We start from the raw sequence: 18,377 nt of genomic DNA, 5'->3' as shown, positions 1-18,377 counted from the left end.
GAGGAGCACCCTAGATGCACCTGCCCCACCCGCCCGGGCGTGGACGCGCCGCCTGGGCAGCGGCCACCCTCACCGCAGCCGCCCTGCTGACCGGGTCACTGCCCGCCACCGCGGCCACCGTCACCGCGACCGCCGCCGCCAAGACCGACGCCACGCCGTCCCCGAAGGTCGACTCGGCGCTCACGAGCGCGGTGCGCGGCGGCGGCGACGCCACCTTCTTCGTCGTCCTCAAGGACCAGGCCGATCTGGCCGGCGCCAAGAAGGAGAAGTCGCACGCGAAGCGGGCCACGGCCGCGTACGGCGAACTCCGCGCGCACGCCAGGGCCTCGCAGCGTTCGCTGAACTCCTTCCTCGACAAGAGGAAGGTCGGGCACGAGGACTACTGGATCGCCAACACCGTCAAGGTCACCGGCGACCAGCAGCTCGTGAACGAGCTCGCGAAGCGCTCGGACGTCGCCTCGATCGTCAAGGAGCGGCACTACCGGCTCGACGACATCGAGACCTCCGACGCCAAGGTCACGAAGGCACGCACGGCGTCCGGGAAGACGGCCTCCGCCGCCGACGGCGACGACGCCCCCGAGTGGGGCATCGCCGACATCAACGCCGACGACGTGTGGAACCAGTACGACACCCGCGGCGAGGGCGTCGTCATCGCCAACATCGACTCCGGCGTGCAGTACGACCACCCGGACCTCGTCGGCCAGTACCGCGGCAACAAGCGCGACGGCTCCTTCTCGCACGACTACAACTGGTACGACCCGACCGGCGCGTGCCCCGACAGCACCGTCCCGTGCGACAACAACGGCCACGGCACCCACACCATGGGCACCATGGTCGGCGCGAAGGGCATCGGCGTCGCGCCCAACGCCACCTGGATCGCCGCCAAGGGCTGCGAGTCCTCGCAGTGCACGGACGCCTACCTGCTCAAGGCCGGCCAGTGGATCCTGGCGCCGACCGACCACAACGGGCAGAACCCCCGCCCGGACCTCGCCCCGAACATCGTCAACAACTCCTGGGGCGGCGACGACAACACCTTCTACAAGGACATCGTCGAAGCCTGGAACTCCGCGGGCATATTCGAAGCCTTCGCGGCCGGCAACGACGGCGACGGCGTCACCTGCTCCACCACGCACCCCCCGGGCGCCCAGGTGTCCTCCTACGGCGTCGGCGCCTACGACGCGAACGGCAGGATCGCCTCCTTCTCCGGGTTCGGCCCCTCCCTGGTCGACGGCTCGATGAAGCCGAACATCTCGGCCCCGGGCGTCGACATCCAGTCCACGTGGCCCGGTTCGCAGTACAACGTCTCGCAGGGTACGTCGATGGCGACCCCGCACGTCGCGGGTGCCGTCGCGCTCCTGTGGTCGGCGGCCCCGTCCCTGATCGGCAGGATCGACGAGACCCGCGCGCTGCTCGACCAGGGCGCCCGTGACGTCGACGAGACCCACTGCGGCGGCACCGCCGGCAGGAACAACGTGTGGGGCGAGGGCAAGCTCGACATCCTCGCCTCCATCGACAAGGCCCCGCACACCGCCGTGACGGTCACCGGCAAGGTCACCGACCAGGCCACCGGCAAGGCCCTGCCCGGCATCCTCGTCAAGGCCACGACCGGCTCCGCCGCCCGCTCGGTCACCACCGCCTCCGACGGCTCCTACCGCCTCGCCCTGGCCCCCGGCACGTACGCCTTCACCCTGAGCGGCTACGGCTACGCCAACAGGACGGTCTCCGGCGTCGAGCTGGCCACCGGCACGCCGCTGACCCAGGACGTCGCGCTCGACGCCGTCACCACGCACCCGGTCACCGGCACCGTCCTCGACGTCACCGGCAAGCCGCTCGCCAAGGCGAGCGTCGAGGTCACCGGCACCCCCGTCGACGCGGTCGTCTCCGGCACCGACGGCACGTTCACCCTGCCGGCCGTCGCCGAGGGCGCGTACACGCTGACGGTGAAGCCCGCCGCCCCGGTCCTCTGCAACGGGATCTCCACCGCGAGCCTGACGGTCGACGGCGTCGAGACCCGTACCGTCCGCCTCCCGGCCCGCACCGACCACTCCGGCAACAGCTGCACCCCCGCGACGTACTCCTGGATCAAGGGCACCAGCGCCGTCCCGCTGACCGGTGACGAGGACGCCAAGACCATCCCGCTGCCCTTCTGGGTCAGCCTGTACGGCGTCGACTACTCCAGCGCCTCCGTCACCACCAACGGCCTGGTCAACTTCATGGAGCCGCGCCTCGGCGACTACGCCAACACCGCGCTCCCCTCGGCCGGCCGGCCCAACGGCATCGCCGCCCCGTTCTGGGACGACCTGACGCTCGACAGGAGGTCGAGCGTGCAGACCGCCCTCAAGGGCAAGAACGGCACCCGCCAGTTCGCCATCGTCTGGAACAACGCCCTGCTCGTCTCCGACGGCAGGACCCGCGTCACCTTCGAGGCCGTCTTCGACGAGGCCACCGGTGACATCACCTTCCAGTACAAGTCCGTGCCCGGCAGCGGCTCCGCCGCGACCGTCGGCATCGAGAACCAGACGGGCACCGACGCCCTCCCGTACTCCTTCGACCAGGCCGTCCTGACCGACGGTTCGGCGATCCGCTTCGCGCAGGGAGCCTGATCATGCGATCCCCTCACTCCAAGCGTGCCCTGACGCTCGCCTCCGCCCTGGTGGCCGCGGGCCTCGCCCTGGCCTCGGCGCCGCACGCGCTGGCCGCCGACACCGAGGGCCCCGCCGGCACCTCGGTCATGAAGCTGACCGCGGCCCAGGCCGAGACGCTCACCGACCACATGGGCGTGGACGTCTACGGGGACCGGACGGCCGCCGATGGCACCTCCGCCGATGCCACCTCCGCCGGAGCGACGGAGGAAGCCCAGGCCGCATCCGCCGGTTCAGGTACCACCGCCGACACCACCCGCGTCACCTTCACCGAGAAGTCCACCCTGGAGGGCGTGTCCGGACTCGGCGTCACGGTGCCCGCCCAGGGCGGCCGGTACTTCACCGTGCACAGCCTCGGCAACATCCAGCTGCACAATGCCGACGGCTCCACCGCCTGGGCCCGCACCAACGCCTCGCTGTACACGGACTGGCAGGTCAAGCCGCTCCAGGCGTGGCGGGTCGAGCCCTACCCGGCCCGCGTCGTGATGGGCTACAACGCCGTCGCCCCGTTCTCGCCCTCCTCCGACCAGGGGTACGACACCGGCGACCTGACCGGGGACGGCGTACCGGACCTCGTCTTCTCGGCGGCCGTGGGCTTCTCGCCCACCCCCCGGGCCTTCACCTCGCCGGGCTCGTCCCTGCCGACCGGCACGTTCGTGACGGTCATGGACGGCAGCACCGGCAAGACGCTGTGGTCCAAGCTCTACGCGTACGTCACCAACGTGAAGATCGTCGACGGCACCCTGCTCCTCGCGAACTCGCCCCGGACGAACTTCAACGCGCCGGCCACCGAGACCGCCACCCTCTCGGGCATCCGCTTCTCGTACGCGAACGGCGCGCTGACCCCGTCCTCGACGTGGACGTACGACACGAAGGAGACGCGCGACGTCAGTTGGGGCGCGCTGGAGGTCGTGGGCGACGGGAAGGTCGCCGCCTCCTGGAACCTGCGCAAGACCGCCGACGGCGTCGGGCACGGCACCACCCTCGTCCTCGACACCGCCGACGGCGCCGTCGCGTGGCGGAAGGACGGCGACCTGTACGGCCGCCAGCTGCATCTGGACGCCACCCGGGACCGCGTGGTCGCCCTCGAACAGCCGGACTTCAGCGACGCCATCGCGTACGAGATCGCCTCGTACGACCTGAGGAGCGGCGAACGCACCACCCTGGACACCCGTGTCAACGCCCTGGCCACCGCCATGACGGTCGGCGACGCGGCCTCGGGCGGCGGGACGGAGTACGCGGTCAGCGAGTCGACCTTCGACTCCTCCTTCTACGTCAACGCGAGCACGATCCGCGTCCTGGACGGCGAGGATGGGTCCTCGGTCAAGTGGAGCCACACTTTCAAGCGCGACGCCGCCCACCACGGTGACGCGGGCAGCTCCTGGAGCCTGGACACCGTCGGCGGCCGGCTCGTCGTCTCGGGCCAGGACGACCGGGCCATGGGCACCGCCGACAACCCCGGCGGTCGGCGCTACGGCGCCCTGACCGTGTTCAACGCCAAGGGCAGGATCGCCTGGCGCCAGGACGGTCCGGCCGCGTCCCCGATGCTCCAGGAGGTCTACCGGTCGGGCGGCAAGGACTTCGTCCGTGTCATCGACCAGAACCAGAACATCCGGACGTACCGGCTGGGCAGCGGCAAGCAGAAGGACCTCACGCCGCTCCAGAGCGCCCTCAACTACGCGCAGGCCGTCGACCTCGACGGCGACAAGAAGAAGGACGTCGTCGCGGGCGGCGGCTCCAACGGCGTGTGGGCCTGGTCCGGCCCCTCGCTCGTCACCGGCAAGCCGAAGCAGCTGTGGCGGGCCACCGTCCCCGGCGAGATCCACAACATCGCCACGGGTGACGTCAACGGCGACCGCAAGCCGGAGATCGTCGTCGCGGCGGACAGCGCGACCGTCGTCCTCGACGGCGCGACCGGCCACGTCCTCACCACCATCGACGGCGCCGGCCAGTACGTCCGCTCGGTGACCGTCGCCGACGTCGACGGCAACGGCAAGGACGAGATCCTCGTCCCGACCGACGCCCTGCGCGTCTACAACGCCCGCGGCGTCCAGCTGTGGTCGTACGCCGCTCCCGCGAGCGCCGGTGACGTCGTCTTCTCCGACACGGTGGTCGCCGACGGGCAGGTGTACACGCAGTACTCGAGCCTCGGCGCGATCAACAGCGCGTCCGCCGCCCAGAACGGCGTCGCCCTCGACGGCGCCCAGGGCACCGTGCGCTGGACCGCCGACCCGCAGGCTCCGGAGCGGGCGGTCGACGGCAAGCTGCACGGCGCGGTCCTCGACCGCGGGGTCTTCGCCTCGCCGCACATCCCGTACGCGGACGGGCACGCGGTCGTCTACACCTGGATCGCCCGGACCGACCCCGCGGTCGCGGGCGACCTCGACACGGCGAGCCCGCACACCGTCACGGAGATCCGCGACGGACGCACCGGTGAGGTGCTGCACCAGATGGTCGGCGGCAGCCCGTGGTCGCACGACGGCTACTTCACCGACACCGAGAACGACGTGCTCTACCAGCTCAGCTTCGGGACGTTCAGGGGCTTCGGCGCGAACGGCGCGGAGACCTCCAGCTCCGTGGTCGCACCGCTGCGCGGCGTCGAGTTCATCGACGGGCCGGGAGGCCGCAGGCTGCTGGCCGGCGGGGTGGAAGGCGGCCTCGGCGCCTGGGACCCGTCCGTCCTGACCACCGGCTGGTCGTTCCAGAGCGGTATCGGCAACGCGTCGCGGATGGGCGGCCGCAACTACCTGGCCGCCGACCTCGACGCCGACGGCGTCGACGACATGCTGTCCCTGAACGCCGACCACTTCGGCCGCAACCGCATGGCCGCCCAGCTCGGCGGCGGCATCCTGTCCCTCAACAACGCCATCCAGCAGACGACCACCTACACCCTGTCCTGACCCGACACCCCCTCCGGATGCCCGCCGCACGCGACCGTGCGGCGGGCATCGCCTGCGTTCGGGGGAGTGCCATCGGGGCGGGTGTCAGGCGAGGGAGACGAGGTCTCGGTAGTCCTCGCTCCACAGGTCCTCGTCCGCGTCCGGCAGGAGCAGGACGCGGTCGGGGCGCAGGGCGTCGATGGCGCCCTCGTCGTGGGTGACCATCACGATCGCGCCGGGGTAGGAGTCGATCGCGGAGAGCACCTCGGTACGGGAGGCGGGGTCGAGGTTGTTGGTGGGCTCGTCCAGCAGCAGCACGTTCGCGCCGGAGTGGACCAGGCCCGCCAGGGCCAGGCGGGTCTTCTCGCCGCCGGACAGGACCCCGGCCCGTTTGTCGGCGTCGTCGCCGGAGAAGAGGAACGCCCCCAGCACCTGCCGCGCCTCGCCGTCGCTCAGGTGCGGGGCGGCGGCGGTCAGGTTCTCCCGGACCGTGCGGTCCGGGGCGAGGGTGTCGTGCTCCTGGGCGAAGTAGCCGAGGCGCAGCCCGTGTCCGTGCACGACCCGGCCGGAGTCCGGCCGCTCCTGGCCCGCGAGGAGGCGCAGCAGGGTGGTCTTGCCCGCGCCGTTGAGCCCGAGGATGACCAGGCGGCTGCCCCGGTCCACGGCGAGGTCCACACCGTCCAGGACCTGGTGGCCCCGGTAGGACTTGGCCAGGCTGACGGAGCCGAGCGGCACCCGCCCGCAGGGGGAGGGCTCGGGCAGCCGGATCCTGGCGACCTTCTCGGCGCGGCGGGCCGGCTCCAGTTCCGCCAGCATCCGGTCCGCGCGCCGGGCCATGCTCTTCGCCATGACGGCGGTCGCCGACCGCGCCTTCATCTTGTCGGCCTGCGCGTGCAGGGACGCGGCCTTGCGTTCGGCGTTGGCCCGCTCGCGGGCGCGGCGGCGCTCGTCCGTCTCCCGCTGGGTGAGGTAGGTGCTCCAGGTGGTGTTGTGGAGGTCGAGGGTGGCGCGCTGCGGGTCGAGGTGGAAGACGCGGTTGACGACGTGCGCGAGCAGTCCGGTGTCGTGGCTGATCACGACGAGGCCGCCCTTGTGGTCGTGGAGGAAGGTGCGCAGCCAGGCGACGGAGTCGGCGTCCAGGTGGTTGGTCGGCTCGTCCAGCAGCAGCGTGCCGCCCTGCCCGGCGAACAGGATGCGGGCGAGCTCCACCCGGCGCTTCTGACCGCCGGACAGCGAGCCGACCGGCTCGCCCAGCACGCGGTCGGGCAGCCCGAGGCCCGCCGCGACGCGCGCGGCCTCGGCCTGGGCCGCGTACCCTCCACCGGCCTGGAAGGCGGCCTCGGCGCGGGCGTAGGCGCCCATCGCCTTCTCCAGCGCGAGGGAGTCGGAGGCGCCGGCCATGGCGGTCTCCGACGCGCGCAGTGCGCGGAGGGCGCGGTCCAGGCCACGGGCCGACAGGATCCGGTCCGTGACGGTGACGGCCGGGTCGGCCGCGCGGGAGTCCTGGGCCAGCAGCCCGACGGGACCGGTGTGCGTGATCGCCCCGGCGGCCGGCGCGGCCTGCCCGGCGAGGGCGGTCATCAGCGTGGTCTTGCCGGCGCCGTTGCGGCCGACCAGGCCGATGCGGTCGCCGGGGGAGACGGAGAAGGAGATGTCGGAGAGCAGCAGGCGGGCGCCCGCGCGCAGCTCGACACCACGAACGGTGATCATGAGGTAACGCTCCGAGAAAGCTAGTGGACACACTTCTGGCGTGGAAGCGGGTCCTCAGCTAGGAAACTCGGGGCGTAGACATGCGTCCACGGTAACCGATCCCCCCGCCGAGCGGGTCAGCCGTGATGACGGCCTCCGGTTCGCGGCGCGCTGGTGAACGGCTCGGTGAGGGGTGGGTGTGCGTCTTACGCTGCGGGGATGACGCGCTACGAGGGAACGGGACGTGTCGGCCGGATACGGGACGCCGCGGTGCGCGCGGCGGCCGGGGCCAGTGGGGTGGACGAGTTCTTCGACGGGGTGATGCGGGCCGTGCGGCCGGTGTTCACGTCGGATGTGTGGGCCGGGATCACCGTCGACCCGGTCACCCTGATGAACACCGGAGGGCACTACCGGCACGCCGTCCCGGTCCGCTATCTGCCCCGGATGTTGGATATCGAATACCGCGAGGGCGATGTCAACGGGCTGCCCCAACTGGCCCGCCGCACCGAGGCGGTGGGGGTGCTGGGTGAGGCCGTCGGCGGGGTACGGGACCGCAGCCCCCGGTACCGGGACATCATCCGACCTCTCGGGCTCGCGGACGAGGTACGGATCCTGCTGCGCGATCCGTACGGGGTCTGGGGCGCCCTGATCGTCGGCACCGGAGGCGAGACACCGCCGTTCGGCCCGGAGGCGGACGCCGTGGCGCGGGCGATCGCCCGGCCGCTGGGGGAGCACCTGCGCAGGCTCCACCTGATCCGGCGCGCCGGGAACGAGGACGCCGAGGACCGGGACGGGGCCGGGGCCGGGTCCGGGTCCGCCGGGGTCATGCCGGCGCCCGGGCTGGTGCTCCTGGACGAGGAGTACGCGCCGGTGCAGCTCAGCCCCACCGCCGGGTTCTGGCTCGACGAACTCCTCGCCCCCGGGCGTACGGAGGGCGGGTTGCCGCCCGCGCTGTACGGGGTCGCGGCGGCGGTACGTTCCGGTGCCGCGGGCCCCGGGTCCTCCGGGTCCCTGGCGTCCTGGGCGCACACGCGGACCCTGGGCCGGGTACGGCTGCACGCCTGGCGCATGGACGGGCCGGGCCCCGCCCGGGTCGCGGTCGCCGTCGAAGCGGCCGGTCCTGGCGAACACATCGCGCTCATCACGGCGGCCCACGGGCTCACCGCCCGGGAGGCCGAGATCACCGGACTGGTGCTGCACGGGCACTCCACGGCGGAGATCTGCCGGGCGACGCGGCTCTCCCCGTACACGGTCCAGGAGCATCTGACCTCGGTCTTCGACAAGACCGGAGTGCGCAGCCGGCGCGACCTGGTGGCCACCCTCTTCGCCCGGCACGTCGCGCCGCAGATGCTGAAGGACGCGGCGGCCGAAGACCGTTGACGTACCCACCTCTCCTCCCGCCGAACTGCCCGACCGGTCCGGGACACCGGCCCCGTGTGCCCGGGACACCGGGCGCCACACGATGGCCCTCGTCGTCGAACGGCGACCGTCCGCAACCGTGAGGAGAGGTACGTACGATGAGGAGAGCACTGATCGCCGCACTGTCGGCCGTCGCGATCCCGGCCGCCCTGCTGAGCGCCGCCACCCAGGCCCAGGCGCGACCCGCGCCGGCCGCCCCCGTGGCCTCGGAGCAGGCCGCCGCGGGCCAGGCACTCGCCGCCGCGGGAACCGTCACCATCCAGAACCGCTACAACGACCGCTGCCTCCAGGCGAAGGGCGACCTGCCCGGCTTCGACGTGCAGCTGGCGAACTGCGACGCCAACAACCCGCGGCAGGACTGGGACATCGTCTGGGTCTACACCGCGGCCGGCGGCTACTACGAACTGCGCAGCGCGCCGAGCGGGCTGTGCCTGGACGCCGACTGGGGATCGATCGGCGGCAACGGCACCCGCATGCAGGTGTGGACCTGCGAGGGCACCCCCCAGACCAACCAGCACTGGCGGATGCGCCCGATCACCAACCTGCCGAACACCTTCTCGGTCACCGTCGAGACGAACAACCGCTGCCTGGACGGGCACTACCAGACCATCAACCAGAACCCGGGTCGGGTGCAGCTCTGGGACTGCCTGGGCACGGGCCAGATCAACCAGCACTGGCGCATCGCCTGACGCTCGGGCGGAGTGAGGGGATCCAGGATCCAGGATCCAGGATCCAAGATCACGGATCACGGATCACGGATCACGGATCCGTGATCAGGATCCAAGATCACGGATTGTGGATCCAGGATCATGGATCCCGCGGGAGACCACCGGGAACCCCCACCCCGTCCCAGTCCCCACGCCCCCCGCCCAGCCCCGCCTCCCGGGCCCGGACGATCGCCTCCGCGCGGCTGGCGGTGTGCAGCTTGGTGAGGACGGCGGAGACATGGTTCCGGACAGTCTTCGGGCTCACCGTCAGCCGACGGGCGATCGCCTCGTTGCCGAGGCCCCGGGCCACCAGGTCCAGCACCTCGTGCTCCCGGGGCGTCAGCCCGCACAGGACCGGGGCGGGGCGGCCCGGGTGCGGCCCCGCCAGCCGGGCGGCGACGCGCTGGCCGACGCCGGGTCCGAGGAGGGTCTCGCCGTTGGCGACGGCCCAGACCGCGCGTTCCACCACGGCCGGGCCCGCGCCCTTGAGGAGGTAGCCGCGGGCCCCGGACCGCAGCGAGGCGAGGACGACCTCGTCGTCGTCGGCCACGGTCACGACCAGGACGGCCGGCTGGGGCCGCAGCCGCAGGAGCCGCCGCGCGGCGTCGATCCCGGGCTCCGCCGCCCGGCCGGGACACAGGTCCGTCACCACCACCCGGGGCCGTAGCCGCTCGACCGCGGCGACGGCCTCGTCGGGGGTCGCCGCCTCGGCCACCACCGACAGACCCGCCACCGATCCGAGCAGCGCGGTCATCCCCATCCGGAAGACCGGATCACCGTCCACGACCACGACGGTGACCTCCCCTGCCGCTGTGCACTCCATGACGTCCCCCGTCCCCCGAACCCGATGCCCTCGGCAGGGCCCCGGTTCCGTTCGTCCCGGAACGGCGGCTGCCGTCCGGGCCGTCCACGGAGGAGGTTCCCAGAGGAACCCGGCCCGCCGTACCCCAGAAACCTGGGGGTCCGGCCGCCCGCCCCGGTGGGTGTGCCGGATGCCGGATGCCCTGTACCCGGCGTAAAGGCGTTCGGTTAACCTGGCTGTGCCGGTGAGGCCGGCTCGGCGTCTGGTTCGGGTCCCGGTGCCGCCGCGGTGGAGACGCGTGGAGACGCGGGGACGGAACGGGAGGCGGGGCGCCATGGAGAAGATCGCGCTCACTGCCGGAACCCTGTACGTCATCGTGCTGCTCCGTGCCGGAGGCACCTTCGCCGTCGGGTGGCTCGCCGCCGCCGGCGCCCGGCGCAGCAGGTTCGCCGAACGGATCTCCTCGGCCAAGTTCCAGCGCGTGGAGAGCGCGATCCAGCGGTGGGGCGCGCCCGTGGTGGCCGTCTCCTTCCTGACCATCGGTTTCCAGACCGCCGCCAACTTCCTCGCCGGCAGCATGCGCATGCCACTGCCGCGCTACCTCCCCGCGCTCTTCATCGGGGGAGCGGCCTGGGCGCTGCTCTACGCGACCTTCGGCCTCGGGGCGCTCTCCGTGCTGGGCAGGCTGTTCGCCGAGCAGACGGCACTCGGGGTGTCCGCGGTCGTCGCCCTCCTCCTCGCCCTGTGCGGGGTCGTGGCGTACCGCAGGAGAAGGACCGCCGGGACCGCCCCCGACGGCGTGGCCGAGGAAGCCTGACCCTGCCCCGGCTCACGTCGTAGCCGCGTCCGTCCCTGCCTGTCTCCCCGACTCCGTCCCCGACAGCTCGCGTGCGAAGCCGGACAGCAGGGCGTCCAGGGCGAAGATGAAGCGCGCGTCGGCCGCGTCCTCGCCCGCTTCTCGGGCGGCGAACGCCAGCGCGTCTCGATCGCCCGCGCCCTCCTGAAGGACACGCCGATCGTCCTCCTGGACGAGATCACCTCAGCCCTGGACCCCGCCAACGAGGCCGCCGTCCACGCCGGCATCGAACGCCTCACGGCAGGCCGTACGGTGGTGATGGTCGCCCACCGCATGCGTACCGTCCAACACGCGGACCACATCGTCTACTTGGACAACGGCCGCATCGCCGAACAAGGCACCCACGAAGAACTGCTCAGCCGAGGCACGCGCTACGCCACCTTCTGGAACCTCACCCAGCCCCAACACCACCCCGACACTCCACCCCTCCCTCGGACGTTTCGCTGCGGGCGGTGATCATGAGATGTCAGAGTCACCTCATGCGCAGCGACGAGGCCGTGGAGAAGGGGTCCGTACCCGACCTGGCGCGGGAGCGGTGGGGCATCACGCTCGGCGGGGAGGTACCGGCTCGGTTCCTGGAGCCTGGGTGGAGCTACGAGGAGGCGGTCGCGCGTCGGTGCTCCGCGTGCGCGGGCGAACTGCACGCGCTGCGCAGGCCGTACGAGTCCCAGGGGCGGACCTACCAGTACACGGCGCTCGTCTGCCCCATCTGCCCCGCCGCCTTCACCCTCGCCGATCTCGGGGCGAAGCGCTACGACGAACTCACCGGCGCCACCACCCGCCGGGCCGCGCGGCCGCCCCGCGTACGTCCGGAAGCACCCGCGCCGACCGTGATCGTGAGGCTCCGGGTCCCGGCGCAGTTCGGTACGGGGACGGTACGCGCGGGACGCGGGCCCGCCTGGCCCGAGGACGTGGCCATGCCCGACGGGACTGAGCAGCGCGCCCTGCTGTGGTGCAAGGCCGCCGATCCCGGGTGGCGTCCGGCCGAAGCCGCGCTCGCAGCCGCCGAGGATGCGCGGGTGATCCTCCCCGAAGGCCCGGCGTACGCGCCGCTGCGGGCGTGGCTGGACGAGCGCGACGTCCCGTACCGCGTCAGCCGCTACTGGGAGGAGGCCGGACAGGTCGGCACGGTCAGCGACACCGGCGGCCGTACGGACCTGGTCGCGACCGGCCCGGACGGCGCGGCCCCCGCCGCCGGCGCCTGGGCGGCGGCGGCCCGGGACGCCTTCGCCGCGCAGTGGGACGCCCTGGAGGACCTGCCGGACGGAGACGGCGGTGCAAGGGGATCCGAGGCCGGCCTCGCCGCTTCCTACGTACCCGTCGGCGACCTGGTCCCGCCCGAGTGGGCCGCGCTGCTCCCGCACCCCTCCTTCAACCCCGTGCAAGCCACCGCCGTCCCCGCCGTACTGAACGACACGGGTCATCTGGTCGTCGTCGCGCCGACGGGCGCGGGCAAGACCCCGATCGGCATGGTCGCCGCGCTGGAGGCGCACGCGCGCGGACGCAAGGCGGCCTGGCTGGTGCCGCAGCGCTCGCTCACCGACGAACTCGACCGTGAGCTCGGGCTCTGGCGGAGCCACGGACTGCGCGTGGTGCGCCTGACCGGCGAGTCCGCGGTCGACACGGAGCTGATCCGGTCGGCCGACGTGTGGGTGGCCACCACCGAGAAGTTCGAGGCGATCTGCCGCGCGGGCTCGCTGCGGGACGCGCTCGCGGAGGTCGGCTGCCTGGTCGTCGACGAGATCCACCTGCTCGGCGATCCGACGCGCGGAGCCGTACTGGAAGCACTGCTCACCCGCGTACGCGAGGACAGCGCGGCCACCCGCATCGTCGGCCTGTCGGCGACCGTCGCCAACGCGGACGAGGTCGCCCGCTGGTTGGGCGCCCGCCTCGTCCGCACCTCCTGGCGGCCCACGCGGCTCACCTGGCAGCTTCCCCTCCTGCCCCCGGTCGACGAGACGGACTGGGCCGGGCGCGCCGCCGCCCGCACCGCGGCCGCCGTGCGCATCGCCCGGCAGGTCACCGCGGACGGCGGCAGCGTCCTCGCCTTCTGCGGCAGCAAGCGCCGGGTGCGGACCACGGCGCTCGCGCTCGCCGCCGACCGGGGCGTGCCCACCGCCGGCGTGGACGCCGACGACGCCGAGGCCGTGGAACGGCTGTGCACCAAGGCCGGGGTACGCCTCCACTACCGGGACTGGCCGTACAAACGCGAAGCCGAGCAGGCATTCCGCGCCCGCGAGGCGGACATCCTCGTCGCCACCTCCACGGTCGCCGCCGGCGTCAACCTCCCCGCCCGCGCGGTGATCGTCTGCGACACCACCCTCGGCGTCGAACGCGTCGAGGTGTCGATGGTCCAGCAGATGTTCGGACGCGCCGGACGCATCGGCGCCGGAGAGCGCGAAGGCTGGGCGTTCCTGCTGGCCGACCCCGCCGAACGGGCGCACTGGCAGGCGCGGTTGGTCGCCGGGTACACCGTACGGTCGCGCCTGGACGAGCACTTGGCCGACCACCTCCTCGCCGAGACCGTGCAGGAGCGGGTGTCGACCGTCGACGAGGCGGAGCGCTGGTGGGCCGGGACGTTCGCCGCCTACCAGGGCCACGACAGCGTCGAACCGCTGCATGTGGCCGCGCGGTTCCTCGCCGTGACGGGCTGCCTGCGCCCAGCCGGCGCCGAGGACCGGCTGGAACCGAGCCCGCTGGGCCGGTTGACCAGCCGCTTCATGGTCGACGCCACCCTCGCCGACGACGTGGCGCATGCGCTGCGCAAGGCCCCCGTACCCGAAGACCCGCTCTCCGCCGAGCAGTTGCTCGCGTCGCTGCTCGCGAGCTGTCTCCCCGTACTCGAGAAGGCGCCGTTCACCGAACGGGCGAAGGCGGCCCTGCGCCGGATCTTGAAGGAGCACGAGCGCACGCACGGCGACACGGACGACCCCTGGGACCTGGGGCCGCTGGTGGAGCGGGCGGGGGAAGGGGCGGCTCGGGCGACGCCTCAGGACGACGACGAGCAGCCGCCCCAGCCCGGAGACCTCGCCCGGGCGGTCCTGCTGCTCGCGGCGACCCGCCCGCACCTGTTCCGAGGCCGCCCCGCGTACGTCCTCGGCATCCCCGTGGACTCCATGACCGGCATCCTCGACGAGGCCCAACGCTATCTGTCCTGGCTCGGCGCGCAGGGCCCCCTCGGCACGGTCCACCCCTGGGTGGCCGTCGTCGCCGGCGACCTCGCGCTCCGCATCCGCTGGCGCACCCTGGGCCCCGGCCGAGGCGCCGGACGGCTGCTCTGGATGTGCGAGCGCATGGCCACGGCCCCGCTGGCGCCCGGCCTCGTCCCCCGCATGTGGAAGGCGGCCCGGGCCCGCGGCATCGACGCGCCAGACTGGCCCGGCACGACGCCGCCCGGCGACTGCGCCCTGCCCCCGGACCGCTACCGGGCCCTCCTCGCCGAGCGCGCCACCGGCACGCGCCTCACCGTGGAGGACGACAAGGTACGGGTGTGGGCCCCGCCCGGCGCGGTGATCCGCGTATGGAACGGCACGACCAGCACCCTCCACCACGCCGAGCAAGAGGAGGAGATCACGCTGCTCCTGCCGCCCGCCGACCCCGCCAACCCCGCCGACCCCTCGGGGGAGTCCCGGGGCGCGGCCGTCTTCACGCGCGGCGACCGTCTGGCGGCCGGATGGCTCGGAGCGTACGCGGCACTCCAGACCTGAGATGGCTGCCGCAAGCGGACGGGGATCTTTCCATAGGACTGCCTTGTCAGGTCCCGGACCGCTACGGTGGGGCTCATGGCACGGGAAATCCGCATCGAGATCAGCGACGAGGCGTACGAGGCGCTGGAGAAGGCCGCCGCGGCGAGGCACGTGGCTGCCGAGGACTACGCCGGTGACGTCCTGCACGCCGATCTCACCCGGACCCGTTTCATCGAGGGCGCCCGTTCCTTCGTCCACCAGCACGGCGACGCCTTCGCCGCACGCTACGGCGGCCCCGCCGCCCACAGCACCGACGCCGCCTGACCCGAGGGACCGGCACGTGACCGTGCACGTCGACCTGGCCTGGCTCCTCGGCATCGCCCAGAAGGTGATCCCCAGCGACCCGGAGATCACCGACTGGGGCTCGCTGGAAGCCGCGCGCGCCCGCCACGCCTTCCGCATCATGGACACGCCGGTCTACGACCTCCCCCACCACCGCGCCGCGGCCCTCCTCCACCAGCTCGTACGCGTCCCCGCCCTTGAGCACTCCAACGAGCTGTTCGCCGTCGCCGTGGCCGCCGCCTACCTCCACGCCTCCGGCATCTCCGTCGACGTCAGCAGCCAGGACGCCATCACCCTCGTCGACCGGATCCTGACCGGCGACGCCGACGCCCGGCAGGTCGCCGCCACCCTCAAGACGTGGGAGTCACCGAGCTGACGGCGGGGGGCTTGGACGGCGGTCGCGCCGCCGGGTTCCGCCGGTGTCAGGGCTGTCAGGCGCCGGGCGGCAGGCCCCGGAGCGCCGCGACCGTGAGCCGTACCGCCCGGTTGGTCACCGCGTCGTAGTCCGCGCCCGCCTCCAGCGCGGTGGTGGCGGCGTTGACGAAGCCCTGGAGCAGGCGGGCCGTCATCAGGGGGGCGTCGTCGCCGAGGTCGCGGAGGGCGTCGACGAGCGGTTCGAGGAGGGCCCGGTGCGCCTCGTCGGCCCCCGCGCGCAAGGCGGCGGCGTCCTGCGCGTCGGCGGTGGCGCGCGCGATGCGGTGCTCGCCGTCGCGGACCATCTCCAGCTGCGCGGTGACGTACGCGGCGACGCGCTCCTCGGGGGAGTCGCCGGCGGCGGCCAGGGCGGCATGGATGCGCCCGGTCCAGCGCGGGGCCGCCTCGCGGACCACCTCGGTCAGGAGGTGGCCGCGGTCGGGGAAGTACTTGTAGACGCTGTTACGGGCGAGGCCGGTGCGGCGTGCCACCTCCGCGAAGGTCACCTTCGAAGCGTCGCCCTCCGTCAGCAGCTCGCGCGCCGCGTCGAGCAGGGCAGCACGCTGCTGCGAACGATGGTCGGCGACCGAGGCGGCGTGGATCTTGGGCACGGGCCAAGTCTAGGGGCCGCTGCCACAGGGCCCCTGTTCCTACGGGGAACGAAGGGGACCCCCCTTAGGGACGCGGCGTCGCCATCTTCTATCTTAGGGACGCCCTGTCCCTATCTTTGGAGGGAACGCCATGTTCCTCGCCCTGCTGGAGCTGAAGGCGGCCCGAGGCCGCTTCCTGCTGATGGGCAGCGTCGTCGTGCTCGTCGCCGCGCTCGTCGGCATCGTCTCCGGGTTCACCACCGGCCTCGGAGACGACACCGTCTCCGCCCTGCGCAGGCTCCCCGCCACGCACATCGCCTTCGCCGCCGGCTCGGACTCCGACCAGTTCGCCCGCGGCCTGATCGACGGCCGGACCGCCGACGGCTGGAGCCGGGAGGAGGGGACCGAGGCCAGCCCGCTCGGCGTCTCCCTCACCCGGGGCACCACCGGCCGGGGCGCCGAGGTCGACCTCGCCGCCTTCGGTGTCGAACCCGGCGCCTTCACCGACCCCGGAGCCGACGACGGCACACCCCTGAGCACGGCCCAGCCGCACGGCGTCGTGGTCTCGCGCCAGCTTGTGGACGAGGGCGTCCGCATCGGCGACACCCTGGCCATCGACCGCCTCGGCATCACCCTGGACGTCGTCGGCACCACCGGCCGCTCCTCCTACGGCCACGTCCCCGCCGCGTACGTCACGACCGACACCTGGCGCCGGATCCGCTTCACGGCCCCCGGGGCCGGGAGTCTCCCCGCCGACCTGCCCGCTCAGTACAGCGCCATGGCCCTCAAGCGCCCGACCGACACCGACGGGTCCACGCTCGCCGCCGCCGACCGCCGGCACGACACCACCACCGTCCCCCTGGAGAAGGCGTTCGCGGCGGCCCCCGGCTACGACGGAGAACGCCTGACCATGACGTCCATCCAGACCTTCCTCTTCCTCATCGCACCCCTGGTCGTCGGCGCCTTCTTCGCCGTATGGACGGTCCAGCGCACCCCCGAGCTCGCCCTGCTGCGCGCCCTGGGCGCCTCCCGGCGCCGCCTGCTCGGCCACACCCTCGCCCAGGCGGCCGTGGTCGTCGCCGCCGGCACCGCCGTCGGCGCGGCGCTCGCCTCGGCCGTCGGCCTGCTCGTAGGCGACCAGGTCCCCTTCAGCCTCCCCGCGACCACCCTGACGACCACCATGGCCGCCGTGGCCCTCGTCGGCCTCGCCGGCTCCGCCCTCACCCTGCGACGTGTCACCACCGTCGACCCGATGACCATGCTGGGAGCCGCACGATGAGCCTCCACCTCCACGACGTCACCGTCACCCTGGGCCAGGGCGACTCCCGTACGACGCCCCTGCGCGGCCTTGACGCGACCTTCCTCCCGGGCACCCTCACCGCACTCGTCGGCCCCTCCGGCTCGGGAAAGTCCACGCTCCTCGCCGTCGCCGGCGCCCTGCTCCGCCCCGACCGCGGCCGAGTCCTCCTGTACGGCTCCGACCTGGCCGCCCTCACGGACCGCGCACGCGCCCGAGCCCGCCGCGAACGCATCGGCTACATGTTCCAGAGCGGCAACCTGCTGACCGGACTCACCGCGGAGGAACAACTCCTCGCCGCCGCCTCCCTCGCGGGCCGCAAGCCCCGCACCTTGCGCGCCCGGACCCGCGAGCTGCTCACCGAGGTGGGCCTGGAGCACCGCCTCACCCACCGCCCCGACCAGCTCTCCGGCGGCGAACGCCAGCGCGTCGCCCTGGCCCGCGCCCTCCTCCTCCAGCCGGAACTCCTCCTCATCGACGAACCGACCGCCGCCGTCGACCGCACCCGGGCCGACGACCTCACCGCCCTCATCGCCCGCACTACCCGTCAGTACGGTTCCGTCACCGTCGTCGCCACCCACGACCCCGTGGTCACCGACGCGGCCGACGCCACGGTCGACATGCAGACCCACGCGACACCGGCCACGGCCGTCCCCGAGCGAAGTTGACATGCGTTTTCCCGGTACGTAGTGTCCTCCGAGTTGTCCGACGTGAGCACCGACTCCGGTCGGCCCCGGACAGCCACTCCGCAAGATCCACACAGCCTGACCGCTGCGATGCGTCGCACCGTTCTGCATTCGTGGTTCTTGCGGAATGAGGATTCAAAACCCCGATTCGCATCGGGGGCCAGGAATCCGCTAAAGTCTCACTCGTCGGAACGGCCCGAAAGCCGGAAAGACAACCCCCTTCTGACGGGGAATCGGACGCCGAAAGGGTCTGATAGAGTCGGAAGCGCAGGAAAACGAAGAAAGCGCAGGAAGCGCCCGGAGGGCCTGGAAACAGGAACGAAGGAAGCGTCCGCACCTTGAGAACTCAACAGCGTGCCAAAAATCAA

13 protein-coding genes and 1 pseudogene are annotated in these 18,377 nt (G+C 72.8%); 11 read left to right on the top strand and 3 right to left on the bottom strand.

What is annotated here, in order from left to right; genetic code table 11:
- Nucleotides 1-14 precede the first annotated feature (14 nt).
- Complete coding sequence (locus ACFXMG_RS35675; RefSeq protein ID WP_383820998.1) at nucleotides 15-2,603, top strand: S8 family serine peptidase; 2,589 nt, start codon at nucleotides 15-17, stop codon at nucleotides 2,601-2,603.
- 2 nt (nucleotides 2,604-2,605) lie between these two features.
- Entirely contained in the window at nucleotides 2,606-5,542 is a 2,937-nt protein-coding gene (locus ACFXMG_RS35670; RefSeq protein WP_383821001.1) for an FG-GAP-like repeat-containing protein, read from the top strand.
- A gap of 84 nt (nucleotides 5,543-5,626) precedes the next feature.
- Here ACFXMG_RS35670 and ACFXMG_RS35665 read toward each other — a convergent pair whose 3' ends face one another.
- The gene (locus ACFXMG_RS35665; protein ID WP_383821004.1) at nucleotides 5,627-7,231 is read right to left on the bottom strand and encodes an ABC-F family ATP-binding cassette domain-containing protein; all 1,605 of its coding nucleotides are present in this window, start codon (nucleotides 7,229-7,231) and stop codon (nucleotides 5,627-5,629) included.
- 198 nt (nucleotides 7,232-7,429) lie between these two features.
- On the opposite strand from ACFXMG_RS35665, the gene ACFXMG_RS35660 reads away from it, so the two are divergent.
- Both ACFXMG_RS35660 and ACFXMG_RS35655 read left to right on the top strand, forming a co-directional pair.
- Nucleotides 7,430-8,590, top strand: coding sequence for a LuxR C-terminal-related transcriptional regulator (locus ACFXMG_RS35660; protein WP_383821006.1), 1,161 nt, complete (start codon nucleotides 7,430-7,432; stop codon nucleotides 8,588-8,590).
- Between the two features lie 137 nt (nucleotides 8,591-8,727).
- The gene (locus ACFXMG_RS35655; protein ID WP_383821009.1) at nucleotides 8,728-9,318 is read left to right on the top strand and encodes an RICIN domain-containing protein; all 591 of its coding nucleotides are present in this window, start codon (nucleotides 8,728-8,730) and stop codon (nucleotides 9,316-9,318) included.
- A 118-nt stretch (nucleotides 9,319-9,436) separates the two neighbouring features.
- On the opposite strand, the gene ACFXMG_RS35650 is transcribed toward ACFXMG_RS35655, so the two are convergent.
- The gene (locus ACFXMG_RS35650) at nucleotides 9,437-10,159 is read right to left on the bottom strand and encodes a LuxR C-terminal-related transcriptional regulator (protein WP_383821012.1); all 723 of its coding nucleotides are present in this window, start codon (nucleotides 10,157-10,159) and stop codon (nucleotides 9,437-9,439) included.
- A 313-nt stretch (nucleotides 10,160-10,472) separates the two neighbouring features.
- Between ACFXMG_RS35650 and ACFXMG_RS35645 the strand changes: the two genes are divergently transcribed.
- The 5 genes and pseudogenes from ACFXMG_RS35645 to ACFXMG_RS35625 all read left to right on the top strand — a co-directional run bounded on the left by ACFXMG_RS35645 (nucleotide 10,473) and on the right by ACFXMG_RS35625 (nucleotide 15,398).
- The gene (locus tag ACFXMG_RS35645) at nucleotides 10,473-10,955 is read left to right on the top strand and encodes a DedA family protein (protein ID WP_383821015.1); all 483 of its coding nucleotides are present in this window, start codon (nucleotides 10,473-10,475) and stop codon (nucleotides 10,953-10,955) included.
- A gap of 114 nt (nucleotides 10,956-11,069) precedes the next feature.
- Nucleotides 11,070-11,450: pseudogene (locus tag ACFXMG_RS35640) on the top strand (ATP-binding cassette domain-containing protein); the annotation flags it as partial.
- A 23-nt stretch (nucleotides 11,451-11,473) separates the two neighbouring features.
- On the top strand, nucleotides 11,474-14,701 hold the full coding sequence (locus ACFXMG_RS35635; RefSeq protein WP_383821017.1) for a DEAD/DEAH box helicase: 3,228 nt from the start codon (nucleotides 11,474-11,476) through the stop codon (nucleotides 14,699-14,701).
- A gap of 75 nt (nucleotides 14,702-14,776) precedes the next feature.
- Nucleotides 14,777-15,004, top strand: a complete 228-nt coding sequence (locus tag ACFXMG_RS35630) for a hypothetical protein (RefSeq protein WP_383821020.1) — start codon at nucleotides 14,777-14,779, stop codon at nucleotides 15,002-15,004.
- A gap of 16 nt (nucleotides 15,005-15,020) precedes the next feature.
- A complete protein-coding gene (locus tag ACFXMG_RS35625; RefSeq protein ID WP_383821022.1) occupies nucleotides 15,021-15,398 on the top strand; it encodes a fic family toxin-antitoxin system, toxin component in 378 nt (125 codons plus the stop codon).
- Between the two features lie 55 nt (nucleotides 15,399-15,453).
- Here the strand turns inward: ACFXMG_RS35625 and ACFXMG_RS35620 are convergent, their stop codons facing one another.
- Complete coding sequence (locus ACFXMG_RS35620; RefSeq protein WP_383821024.1) at nucleotides 15,454-16,047, bottom strand: TetR/AcrR family transcriptional regulator; 594 nt, start codon at nucleotides 16,045-16,047, stop codon at nucleotides 15,454-15,456.
- A gap of 130 nt (nucleotides 16,048-16,177) precedes the next feature.
- On the opposite strand from ACFXMG_RS35620, the gene ACFXMG_RS35615 reads away from it, so the two are divergent.
- Complete coding sequence (locus ACFXMG_RS35615; protein ID WP_383821027.1) at nucleotides 16,178-17,305, top strand: FtsX-like permease family protein; 1,128 nt, start codon at nucleotides 16,178-16,180, stop codon at nucleotides 17,303-17,305.
- Nucleotides 17,302-17,991, top strand: a complete 690-nt coding sequence (locus tag ACFXMG_RS35610; RefSeq protein WP_383821029.1) for an ABC transporter ATP-binding protein — start codon at nucleotides 17,302-17,304, stop codon at nucleotides 17,989-17,991. Before ACFXMG_RS35615 ends, ACFXMG_RS35610 begins: the two co-directional genes overlap by 4 nt.
- Nucleotides 17,992-18,377: the final 386 nt, after the last annotated feature.

Source organism: Streptomyces sp. NPDC059201 (assembly GCF_042754585.1).
GTDB lineage: Bacteria > Actinomycetota > Actinomycetes > Streptomycetales > Streptomycetaceae > Streptomyces.
Note: the sequence above shows the minus strand (reverse complement) of the source record. Positions and strands in the feature narration are given on the sequence as shown.